Annotated in this window: 5 protein-coding genes; 2 read left to right on the top strand and 3 right to left on the bottom strand. The window is 69.3% G+C overall.

Translation table 11 applies throughout. The features are described from left to right. The first annotated feature begins 325 nt into the window (after positions 1-325). Positions 326-2,797, top strand: a complete 2,472-nt coding sequence (gene fxsT, locus TCUR_RS12605) for an FxSxx-COOH system tetratricopeptide repeat protein (RefSeq protein WP_052305500.1) — start codon at positions 326-328, stop codon at positions 2,795-2,797. A gap of 362 nt (positions 2,798-3,159) precedes the next feature. Here fxsT and TCUR_RS27060 read toward each other — a convergent pair whose 3' ends face one another. Together TCUR_RS27060 and TCUR_RS12620 are read right to left on the bottom strand one after the other, a co-directional pair. Continuing rightward, positions 3,160-5,175, bottom strand: a complete 2,016-nt coding sequence (locus tag TCUR_RS27060; protein ID WP_169313021.1) for an MBL fold metallo-hydrolase — start codon at positions 5,173-5,175, stop codon at positions 3,160-3,162. A 41-nt stretch (positions 5,176-5,216) separates the two neighbouring features. After that, a complete protein-coding gene (locus TCUR_RS12620; RefSeq protein ID WP_148233006.1) occupies positions 5,217-11,288 on the bottom strand; it encodes a hypothetical protein in 6,072 nt (2,023 codons plus the stop codon). 328 nt (positions 11,289-11,616) lie between these two features. Here TCUR_RS12620 and TCUR_RS12630 point away from each other — a divergent pair, with 328 nt between their 5' ends. After that, positions 11,617-12,000, top strand: coding sequence for a BlaI/MecI/CopY family transcriptional regulator (locus TCUR_RS12630; RefSeq protein WP_041441690.1), 384 nt, complete (start codon positions 11,617-11,619; stop codon positions 11,998-12,000). 47 nt (positions 12,001-12,047) lie between these two features. Here TCUR_RS12630 and TCUR_RS12635 read toward each other — a convergent pair whose 3' ends face one another. Then, entirely contained in the window at positions 12,048-12,266 is a 219-nt protein-coding gene (locus TCUR_RS12635; RefSeq protein WP_012852902.1) for a hypothetical protein, read from the bottom strand. Between the last annotated feature and the right edge of the window lie 11 nt (positions 12,267-12,277).

A 12,277-nucleotide genomic window follows, 5' to 3' on the forward strand; every position in this document is an offset into this window, starting at 1 on the left:
CGCTGCACACCGCCCGCCCATCGCCGCATTTTGGACGCCCGAATATAGGTGAAGAGAGTAATTGTCAACCTCCGAGGATAGTCCCTGAGCTCCCGCCGCCCTCCAGCATCCCCTCAGAGAGGTCTCTGGAGAAGACCTGCATCCCACCCCGAAACGGAAAGACGATGCTGACCGTGGACGCTTGGGTGAACAGGACGTTCTGAACGACCACGAACGGCCGACGAGGCCATAGAATCGAGGAAATCCTTTTCATCGGCCCACGGATCCGCCGGAGGGGATAGTGACCCAGGAGGGGACGAACCCGACCCGCGACAGAGAACCCGCTGTGTGGGCCAGAGAGATCCCCCAAAGGAATTACTACTTCACCGGCCGCACCGAGGTGCTGGACCGGCTGCACGAGAGCCTGACCGGCGCCGGGGGGTGGCTGGCACTGCATGCGCTCAACGGCAGCGCGGGCATCGGCAAGACGCAGCTGGCGGTGGAGTATGCGCACCGATTCCGGCACGAATACGACCTGATCTGGTGGATCTCCGCCTATGACCCGAAACTGATCAGGGCGTCGCTGACCGCGCTGGCCGAGGCGCTGGATCTGGGGCTGTCGGGGGCCAACCTGGCCGTGCCCGCCGTGCTGGACGCACTGCGCCAAGGCCGGCCCTACCGCCGTTGGCTGTTGATATTCGACAACGCCGACTCTCCCGAGACGCTCAACGACTTCCTCCCCTCCGGGCCGGGGCACGTGCTCATCACCTCACGCGACCGGCGCTGGACGGGAGCGTGTCCCACCATCGATCTGTCGGTCTTCAAACGCTCCGAGAGCATCGCCTACCTGACCCGCCGGGTCGACGGGCTGAGCGAAAACGACGCCGACCGGCTCGCCGAAGCCCTCGGCGACCTGCCGATCGCGCTCGTCCAAGCCGCCTCCTTCCAGCTGGAGTCAGGCATCTCCACCGATGACTATTTGGAGGCGCTCAAGCGCGGCGGGCCGCAAGAGGTGGCAGACGCACCGCCCCTGGACTACCCGATGCCCCTCCACAACATGTGGACGCTGTCCATCGAGACGGTGCGTTCTCACAACCCGGACGCCATCGAACTGCTGGACCGCTGCGCCTTCTTCGGCCCCGCCCCGATCCCGTTGAGCGTGTTCACCGAGACCGCGCAGGTGGTCGACTCCGACTTCCAGGAGCTTCTGGCCGCGCCCATGCGTCTCAAGCGCGCCCTGGGGGTTTTGAACCGGTACTCGCTGGCCGATGTCGACACCATCCACAACACCGTGCAGATCCACCGGCTGATGCAGGCCTTCAGGCGCCATGCGCTGGCCGACCGGGCCGACAGCATTCGGCACGAGGTGCACCTGCTGATCAGCGCGGCGGCGCCGCACGACCAGGAGCTGGGGGCGCGGCCGGAGATCTATGCGAGCCTGCTGGCCCACGTGGACGACTCGAAGGTGGTCGGCTGCCGGACCGAGGCGGCGCGCAGGTTCTGCATCGGCCTGGTACGGCACCTGTACATGGAGGGCGACTACCACAGCGCCCGGCAGTACTCCCAGCTGGCGCTCGACCACTGGCGCGCCACCATCGACCCGGATGACCTGTACCTGCTCACGATGTCGCGCCTGCAGGGGATGACCATGCGGCTGCTGGGCGACGTCCGCGGGGCCTACGAGATCAACAGCAGGACGCTGCAGCGGATGCAGGAGATCCTCGGCAAGGACCACGAGGAGACCCTGGCCGCCATGAACGACCACGGCGGCGACCTGCGCGCCCTGGGCAGATTCCAGGAGGCGCGCAAGCTCGACGAGGAGTCCTACCGGATCCACCGCGAGGTATTCGGCGAGCACACGGTGAAGACCCTGCGCGCCGCCAACAACCTGGCCCTGGACCACCGGCTCGCCGCCGCCTACCACGAGGCGCTGCGGCTGGACCGCGAGATCCTCGAGCGGCGCCTCGCCCTGCACGGCCGCGCCGACCACCCCATGGTGCTGGCCTCTCGCAACCAGGTCGCCCGTGACCTGCGCGAGTGCGGCCAGTACGCCGAGTCCGCAGCGCTGCAACGGGAGGTCTACCGGACATACCGGGCCGTCACGAACGACAACCACCCGTTCGCGCTGCGCGCCCAGAAGAACCTGTCGGTGTCGCTGCGCAAGGACGGCCACCTGGCCGAATCCCGCCCCTTGGCCGAGGACGTGTATCAGCGTTACCTCAATCTCTTCGGCGCCGACCACATCGACACCCTCGCCTCGCGCTGCAACCTGATCAACGAGCTGCGGCTCGCCGGGGAACTGGACGAGGCCCACGACATCGGCGTCGACACGCTCGAGCGCTACCGCAGAACGCTGGGCGAAGAGCATCCGATCACCCTGGGATGCGCGATCAACGTCGCCATCGTGCTCCGGCTGCGGGGCGCTCCGCAGCAGGCCCGGGAGCTGAGCCAGGAGGCCCACGAAGGGCTGTGCCGGCTGGTGGGTCCCGACCACCACTACACCCTGAGCGCAGCCGTCGGCCTGGCCGGCGACCTGGCCGCCTGCGCCCACCTGAGGGAGGCCTGCAGGCTCGGGGAGGAGACCCTGCAGCGGTGGCGGGCGGCCCCCGCCTTCGGGGCCGACCACCCCTACACCCTCTCGTGCGCCATGAACCTGTCCCAGGACCTGCGCGCACTGGGTGAGGAGAAACAGGCCGCGACACTGGCCGAGGAGACGATCGAGCGGCTGCGCGCCAAGCTGCGTCCCGGGCACCCCCTCATCGAGCAGGCGGTCAGAGGCGAGCGGCTGGAGTGTGACTTCGAACCGCCTCCGCTGTAAGAAGCGCCATGGGGCGGAAGCCTGCGAACACCCCCGGCAAAACCCGCCTCAGGGCGCATGGTGAGGACGACTCGACGCCGCCTTCGCGCTGTTTCGAGTCGTCCCCGGCGGTCTCTCACGGGTCTCCGGGGCTCTATCCGCCAGCGCCAGGGGCCGGTGAGGACCGCATGTGAAGCGACGCTTAAGGTCACTTGGGCCGGTGGAGAAAGGTCCTCAACCATACCGTGGAGGCCCACGTCCTAGCCCCCAAGTTCGCCCCGCTGTTCACCGAGGAGGAATTAGAAAAGGGCGGCACCTGGCTCGAGCAATCCGGCTACCGGGTCTGAAATCACACCGCCGTCCGGGCCGCTGTGGACATCTATTCAGGCAGGGCGCCACAAGGCGGTCCCCGTGGTGTCGTGGTCGCGGAGGCGTAGCACCTCCCGGAACCTTCGTTGCCGGTTGGGAAGACCGTGCACGAGCATGGTCTGATGAGCACCGACCTCGTCGGCGATATTCAGCAAACCGCGACGGTCGGCGTGCGCGGACACCCTCATGGTGGCCACGTGTGCCTTCACCTGGACGGTCACTTGACCACTGCGATCAGGCAGGGTGAAGTTCCCGCCGCCCTCCTCGGCCAACTTCCGTAGCCGTGCGCCCGGTGACTCCTCGTCCTGGTAGCCAGAAATGAACAAGGCGCTGCTCGGTTCGGGCAGGATCCGTGCCGCCCACTGCACGGCCGGGCCACCCGTCAGCATCCCCGAGGTCGTGATGATGACGCCGGTGCGGAAGGTGTCGAGTTCGGCAGGGCGATCGGCGACGGCCACGGAGTCCCCGAAGATCTTCAGGGGGTGGGCGGAGTCGGCAGTCGCCGCCTCGAACGCCGCGCTGAGGTCGGCGGCCATCCCGTCAATGCGCAGCGGCACCTCCGGCAGGTACCGCCGCAGAATGAGAGCGATCTCCTGCGCCCTGCCGAGGGCGAAGGCGGGGATCAGCACCCGGCCGCCGCCCTGGCAGATCTCCTGGACCTCGCGGACGAAATCACCGACGCGCAGCTCCCGGTCGTCATGGGTATCTCCGCAGCAAGTGGTCTCCATGACCAGGAGATCGGCGCCGCGGGACGAATCCGGCAGGGTGTAGCCGTCGACGCTCTCTTGCCGGAACCCGGAGATGTCGCCGGTCACGACGATCCGGCGATCACCGGCACGGATCACCGCTCCGGCCGCGCCCAGGATGTGCCCGGCTGGGAACAGTTCGACCGTCAACTCGCCGATGCGGCGCGGCACCGTGAACGGCACCTCCTCACACCGGTGGGCTGCCGCCTCGACCTCGGCAGGACCGTACAGCACCGTCGCCGCAGAGCCCCAGGACGCCAGCGAGCGGTCCTGTTCCCGCATGACCTTGACGGTGTCCTCCCACATCATTGGCATCAGCCGGACGGTTTCGGGAGTTGCCAGGATCCGCAGTCGCGGGCTCTGCGCGACCAGTGCCGGCACATATCCGCAGTGGTCGTTGTGAGCATGAGTGACCACGACAGCGTGCAGCTCTCCCTCGAGCGCCCGTTCGATGTCTCGCGGTGGCAGCGTCCGTCCGTCGAAGGTGCGCACGCCGGCGTCGACCAGGATTCTGGTGCCTCCCGCCTCGACCAGCAGGCACGACCCCCCGATCTCGGTGTCCCCGCCCAGTGGCGTGACGCGCAGGCCGAGCTCCTCGACGACCTCCACTCGTGGGACAGGCGGGGTCGGGTCCACCACGGCCCGTACTGCGGCCAGCAGCTCTTCAGGAGTGAGCGACGCCGCGGCCGACGCTGCGAGCAGGACGTCGTTGTAGCGCTCCGGCGGAGCGGTACCACCGTGCGGGTCCCGGCTGGCGGCGTCGTCGCGCGGCACCGGAGGCCGCTCCAACGCGTGCAGCAGTGCGGCGGCGGCCGTCTGGGGATCCTGCAGTCGGTGTTGCGCGACTGCGAGCTGCCGAACGAGCTTGTCGACGCGTTCTTCCAGTTCCGCCATGGAGGCCCGCGTCTCATCGAGCAGCTTGCCGGCCTCGCGGGCCTCCTCTTGGGCGTACTGCCGCCGCTGCCGCTCGGCTTTCAGCTTCTTCTTCAGGTCACTGATAGTCCGGTTGGCGTGTCCGAGCGCACGGGCCTGCGAGGAGGCGGACTGTCCCAGCCAATCGAGTGTCGCCTCGACTACCGCGTTATCGGGATTCAGCAAAAGAGTGGCCAAGTGCCGTGCGCGGCCCCGCAAACGAGCGCCGGCCATGGACTTGGCCACGCGAGCGCGTACTGCCGGAGAGCGCCGCAGCACCTGCAGCAGCCAGGGTGTCCGCTCGCGGACCAGCCAGCTCGCATCACCGGGCAGATGAGCGGCACCTGGACGGGAAAGCACTATCTCGGCCACGGCCCGTAGGATCGGCGCGGCGGCGTCCCGATCCCCCGGCGTCATCGGAGTCCGTCCAGTCTGCGGGTGGCCGCGGCGAGCACCGGCTCGCACACCAGCCGTCCTTCCTTGGGCTCCAGCGCACCCAACAACCGCAGAGCCTCCACCAGATCGGCGGTATCGCAGTAGCCGTGGGCCCGCAGCGACTGCTCCTCCAGCGCCGAAACCGACTCCTCCCCGTGCAGTTTCAGCAGCTCGGCCAGGTCTTCTGGGGTCTCCGGAGCGTTCTCGGCGACCAGCAGTCGCCAGGCCGCGGCCAGGCACTCGTCGGCCAGCACCCCGGTGTCGGCGACGAACCCGGCGGGGTCCTCGCGCAATTGCTGTTGACATTGCTGGAGAGCCTGATCCCGATCGCCGCCCTGTTCTTCGATCCGGGTGACGATCTGCCCGATCAACGTCGGCCAGCCGCCGGTGCAGGCCAGCAGCGCGTCCTGGCCTGCATCGTCGGGGAAGCCGTGCGCCTCCTCCCACATCCACTGACGGATCGCCAGCCGGTTGAAGCGGCGCAGCTCCACCAGATCCACACCGTCCCGTGACTGCAGGTCGCGCCAGACCGGCGCCAAGTGTGCGCCGGTGACCAGCACGACGGCCAAGGTGCCCCGGCGAGAGGCCGAGACCGCCGCCAGCGCATCCTCGAGCCGGCCGGCGAACTGCCGACCGGTCTTGTCCTCCGGCACGGTCACGACGATCACAGAGTGCCCGTCATGGCGGCTCGCCCGCTCGACCGCGCCGTCGAAGGTGAGCTCTCCGGGGCGGACCAAGTGGACTTTCACACCCGGGTTGCCGGTCTCCTCGTCCTGAAGGGCGAGTGGGACCCGCTCCACATGCAGGGCACGCGACCCCGCCACTACGTGGACCAGGTTGTGCGGTCGCAGCAGGGAGGTGAGCTGGCGGCTGCTCAACGGGGAGCGTTCGGGGCCGTTCCGGAAAGCGCCATGGTAGGAGTGGGCGTCGAAGCTATCCGGCTTCTCGAACTCTTCGGCGTTCTGCAGGACCTCTTCGACCTCGGCGGTACCGCCGAGGAGGTTGAGAATGTGCGGAGTGCGCAGACGGTAGCGGTCGGCGTCCAAGCCCAGAACCCCGAGGTTGACGCACTCATCGAGCAGGCTGCGGAAGCCGTCGCTGCTGCAGTCTTCGAAACCGGCCTCCCACCAGTAGCAGCACTGCTCCCACAGCTCACCGACGCCGAGCGCGGCGTCGGCGCCCGCGGTCAAGGCGTGCAAGGCCACCGTGTAGGCGATCACCTTGTAGCGCTTGTCGAGGTTGAGGGTCCACTCGAAGCGGTCCCGGAACCCGCGCGCCAGGGTCTTGTCCCGCCAAACCTCTGCCACGTCCTCGGGGGTGATCTCGTAGGGGAACTCACGGGTGGCGCGCGGGTTGCGCCGCAGTCTCTTCAGCAGTTCTTCGGCGAAGAGCTGGACGAGCGCGGGAGCGTTGTTGGCCTCGGCGATGACGCGGGCCGCCAGGGTCTCGGGGAAACGGAAACCGAGCGTGGCCAGGGGGCGCACCAGCAGGTCGAAGGCGTCCTGCGGCTCCAGTGGCCCCACCGCGATAGGCGTGCCCAGATGGGCGAGCGGCTGGTTGGTCAGGCTCTGGAAGCGGGCCGTCTGGTGCAGACCGGCGAAGACGACCTTCACCCGGCGCTCAGTCTCGTCCCTCAAGTTGCGCAACGCGATAACGTTCTCGAACTTGGCGCCCTTGGCGTCCTCATTGAGGAAGTGGTCGGCCTCGTCCAGCAGGATGAGCAACTGCCGCTGCGGGTCCTGCCGAACCCATTCCAAGATGGCCTCGCACACCTGCTCGCCGCGGACCAACCCGTGGGGGACCACACCCTGCTGGGCGAGTTTGTCAGCGAGCTTGGACCACAGCGACTCCAGCGGCGCGACCTTGCCGACGGTCTGGATGTTCTCCAAGATGACCACACGGTTCGGGTCGGTCGCCCGGATGTGCCGCTCGGCCTTGCGCAGCAGCGCCGACTTGCCGAGCTGCCGGCCGCCGTAGACGAACCAGGAGCCGGTCCGGTCGGTGACCTCGCGGAGCTGGTCGGCGCGGCCATAGAACATCTCGTCGGGCACGTCGCCGACTGGAGCATAGGGATTGGTGGCGGTGAAGGGGGCCATCAGCGCCACCGCGACCGACCAGTCAGCCTCTGGCATGCAGGCCAGGTAGCTGATCGCAGCGTCGTCGAGCACCCCGGCCACCGGGGCGGGCCGCCGGCGGGCGGCCGCGGCCAGCTGCTGCCGCTCCTCGGGGGAGAGCACACCGAAGTACCACACCAGGACGGTCTGGTCCTCGGGTTGTCCCTTGAGCATCTCGATGAGCTGCTGGGGGCCCGGGCGGCGCCACACCAGCAGCAGCCGCAGCCGATTGCCGGACGGGCTCATCCGCGAGCCGAAGGCCGGCAGCAGCGCCTCGCCCACCACCTGCTCCAGCTCAAGGTCGATCCACACGCGGTGCGGGTCGCCCGGAGCCCCGGTGACGTCGCGCTGCACGCCTTCCAACCCGATCATCCGCAGCACGGCCGTGATCGCGGTCCTGAGGTTACGGGCGGTCTTGGAGCCCAGTCCGCATGCCCTCCACTGCCGGAGTCCTTCTCTGGACTCCTCGCGGCGGGCGTTGCGCAGTGCAGGGACGTCGATACCGGCTTCCTCCAGCAGCGCGGCCAGATCCGGGTCCGCGACGTGCGTGCCGGCGCGCAGCGCGTCCATCAGCGCGGTGAGGAACTCGACGTTCTCCTGCTTGCGGGCCCTGTTCCCACCGCGGACCGCACTGTCGGCGAACGCGCTGGGGAAGGCGGGATAAAAGCGCCGCAGATGGTGGTCGATGTCCTCGGAGACCTCGTGCAGTTGCCGGCCCGCCTCGACCTGGGCCATGAACTCCCGGGCCGTGGTCAGATCACCCTGGTCGATGCGCTCGGCGATGCGGTCGCGAACGGCGGCGACCCTGGAGTCCTGTGCGGCCCGCGCCCGCAGCCGGGCTTGCTCCCGCTCGATGGCTTCCCTGCTCCATTCCGCGAGCAGATCGTGCAACCGGTCGAGGGCACGATCGATCCGGTCAAAGTCGCGCCGGTCGCCCAGCAGCGGGCTCAGCTTCTCCTCCACCCGCCGGATCTGGTCCTCGGTGAGCACTCCGTCCCGCACCCAACGGGCCACCAGGTCGCGGATCTCCTCGACCCGCTCGTCTCGGGCCTTGCGGGCGTGCGCGATGAGCTCCTCGCGCCGGGCGCGCAGTTCGGCCGCCGTGGTCGGATCGCGTCGTTCCAGCACCGTGACGATGCCGAGAGTGCCCTCGTGGTCACCGCGCTCGGCCCGCTTCTCGAATGCGGTCCGCCAAGCCTGGTCGCCGGCGAAGGCGACGGGCGCCAGCTGCTCGACCGTGGGCTGCTCGCGAGGCTCGAAGGACACCGGGTCCAAGGAGAGTGCGGAGGCCAGCAATAGGTCTCGGTTGGCCACGTGAGCGATCGGCGGCTCGCTCTCCGGCAGGGGCGTGCCCTCGAGCAGGTCGAACGTCCCTGCCAGAAGGTCGTGGGCGGCCCGGGCTGCAGCGGACCTCACCTCATCGGCCGAGACCGCCATCGCCTCCAGCGCGGTGAGGATCTCAGTCCGTTTCGCCCCGATGGTCTCCTGCAATTGGCCCAGCGGCCCAAGCAGCCAGTCTTGGGCGTCGCCGGCCTCCCGTTCCCGGCTCTCCTTCACCGCTCTGGCCCATCGGCCCGCCGTGTCCAAGGCGTTCCCGATCTTGGTGACGAGCTGGGTGCGGGCCCCCGCGATGATCTTCTTGGAGCGGCGCCGAGCTGCGATGCGACGGACCTTTTCGTCGATCATCCGGTCGATCTCGCCAGCCGCGCGCAACCGGGTGACCTGGGCGGCGACCTCGTCCGCGCGGGCCGGGTCGTCCTGCGCGGCCAGAGCCAGCAGACCGCCCACGGGGTCGTCCCGCTGGAGCAGTGCCTTCCACACCTCGGTGGCCAGCTGGTACTTGATCTTGCGGTGCGGTTCTTCCTCCAGCAGCCGGGCCGCCTCCCGTGCGCTCTGCGCACGGACCATCGCCGCCTCGGCCGTGCCGCGTGCTCGGCCGATGACGCCCGAGCCCAAGTAGGCGCCGCTGCGAGCGGCGCGGGTGAACGCCTCTCCGCACTCGACCAGGTCGGGGAAACCGGAGACGACGATCTTCAGTTCCTCCAGCAGTCTGGTGGACTCGGGGGTGGGGTGCACCAGACCGGCCCTGATCGTGGCGGCCCAGGTCAGGATGCCACCGGCGGGATCTTCGGCGAGGGCCTTGGCGCTCAGGTTCCGGGCCACCGCCGTGAATTCGGCCGACAGCGGGCCCGCGAAGACCGCCATCTCCGCCGCGATCGCCGCGCAGCGGCGAGCCGCGGCCTCGGCCTCCGGCCGGCCCGCGGCCCTGCGCAGCCATCCGGCCAGCCCGAACCGCCCGGCGCGCAGCGCGGTGGCCTCGGTCTCGGCCAGGGACGGGCCGGTGGCGGTGGGCTTTCCCGCGGCGGACTCGGAGGCTCGTCCCGCTGCCTCGCTGTCACCGGTTCCGGTCGATGCAGCGGCCGGCCGCTGCTCCGTCCTCACGGACTCGACCTCGACGGGGGCATCGTCCTTCACGGGCGCATGTCCGTCCGTATCCGCGTTCGCCGTGGAGGCGTCGGCGTCCGGCGAGCTCTCCGGGAAGGCCTCGGCGATCAGCTCGTCCAGTTCAGCCAGGTCATCGGCGGACTGGTCCGCTTCACGCGAGGGTGTGGCATCCTCGGCGGCCTCGGCATCGGCTGCTTCGCCATCCGCCGGTCCGCCGGAATCCGGGTCATCCTGACCAGCGGCTTCGCCACCGTCCTCGTCTTCCGATCCCCCATCCGCCGCGTCGTCCGTTCCCGAGCGGGAGGCCTCGGGAGGCGGCGAGGCGATCGTCAACCGCTGCATCAGCGCGAAGTCCACCAGCACGCGGCACTCTTCGGGCAACTGCGCGCGTGCCTGTTCGGCGAGCTTCGGCGCCCGCGGAAGACCGTCCGGCTGTGCCATCACCTCGATCAGCTCGGCCAGAGCCGCCAGGCCGTCACCGGTGCCCGCACGCGCCATCCGGCGCACCCGGTCGAGGGCGTCGGCCACGAAGTCCGGGCCCTGCAGACCCGCCAGTCTTCGGATCCGGGCAGCGTCCGCCTCGGCTTTGCGCGCGGTCTCCAGCGCGGCGGACAGCGCCGCCAGGTCGGTGGCTCTCTGCGTGCCGGGAGCCACGACCTCAACCTGCTCCCGCACGGTGTCGAAGCACTCGGCCGCCTCACCGATCAGTACGATGTCGTCGTCCTGTGGGCGGCGCCCGGCCCGAAACTCCGCCGCGACCCGGTCGGCTGCATCCGCCGCCGCGGACAAACGCTCGCGCAGCTCCTCGAGCATCGCCGCGATGGTCGGCAGCGCGGGCGGCTGATCGGTCGGCGCGGCGACCTCGCCGGTCATGTCGGAGGGCATGTCCGCTTCATTCTCCTGGTCGGTGGCCGATAGGGCGCTGAGTTGCTGCTCTGCCAGCTTTCGCAGCTCAGGAAGGCCGATGGGATGCTTGGGAAGACCGGGATGCCGTTCACAGAGGGTTCTCCATGCGGCGGTGGCCGCAGCGGCGCCGTCGCCCAGATCCGCCCTCCCGGCCGCCACGAGACCGAGCGCCACAGGGGCGAGCGGACGGTCCAGTTCGATGACGCGAGCCAGGCACCAATACACGATCGACAGGGGGCAGGGAACGGCTAGGCACAGGCACAGGTGGCCGGCCCGGCGGAGGACCTCAGCGGCCCGAGCGGAGTCCAGCAGCGCCCCGCAGTCCTCGGCGGTCAATTCGTCCGGATTGCCGAAACCATGGATGAAGCCACTGCTGAGAATCTCCCGGAGCGCTGTGCGGCGGCGTCCCTCCCCCGTCCGCAAAGTGCGCAGCACCGCCTCGGCGGACCATCGGGTGACCTTTTTGGCACCCTGGAGACCTACGTGGCTCAATACCGCGCGGCGGACTTTGGACGGACAGGTCTGCAGCAGTTCCTGCACGTCGTCCACGGTGACCGCGGCCAACGTGGCCTCTTCCAGTCCCACGAGCCCAAGGTCGCCGCCCTGCTCGGCGAGTGAGCCCAGCGGCGCCGGTCCCTCATGTGCCGCGCAATGCTCGCACTGCCGACGCATCACCACCTCCGCTCCGGGCGCCCGTCCCGCCCGGGGAATCCCCGTCTGCGCTCAGCACCTTAACCAAAAGGTCGGACATTGGCGTTCATTTTCGGGAATCTGGTTGATCAAGTACACGATGCCGTCCAGGTCCTCCTATACACACCACGGCCGACTTCGATCGGCAGACCGTACGGCCGGGCGCTGGCTACGATGAACCGCTCGCCGTGGGTGAGTTCGGTACGCGGTGGGGGGAGATGAGGTGAGGGAGCGAGAAGGCGGGCGGCGGCGTGGGCAGGGGCAGCTGGAGGCGGAGGTGCTGGCGGTGCTGCAGGAGGCGCCCGGGCCGGCGAGCGCGGCGTGGGTGCAGGAGCGGCTCGGGGGTTCCCTCGCCTATACCACGGTGGTCACCATTTTGACGCGGCTGCTGCGCAAGGGGGCGGTGACACGGGAGAAGGCGGGGCGGTCTTTTGTGTGGTCGCCGGCGGGTGATGAGGCGGACCTGGCGGCTTTGCGGATGCGCAGGGTGCTGGATGCGGAAAGCGATCGCAGGGCGGTGCTGGCCCGGTTCGTGACCAAGCTGTCGCCGGGAGAGGAGCAGGTGCTGCGCGAGCTGTTGGAGCGGGTCGAGCGGAAGAGGAAGTAGCCGGTGGTGCGGCCGCCGGCCCGGGCCGCACCACCGATGCGCGGGGGCTACTTGGCCTCGTTCAGGGCGGCCAGGGCCTGAGCCCAGCGGACGTACTTCAGCTCGGCCAGGTCCGCGACCGTGGTGACGCCGAACGCCTCCTTGAGCAGTTCGCCGTCACGCTCGGAGACGCCCTTCAGCGCCGAGACGGGAGCGGCCAGGATCTCCGGCAGGCTCTTGTCCGCCCACGCCTTGTCCAGCACCTTTTCCAGATCGATCGAAGCCACGTGCCCTCCGG

The sequence above is a fragment of the Thermomonospora curvata DSM 43183 genome (genome assembly GCF_000024385.1).
Classification (GTDB): Bacteria; Actinomycetota; Actinomycetes; order Streptosporangiales; family Streptosporangiaceae; genus Thermomonospora; species Thermomonospora curvata.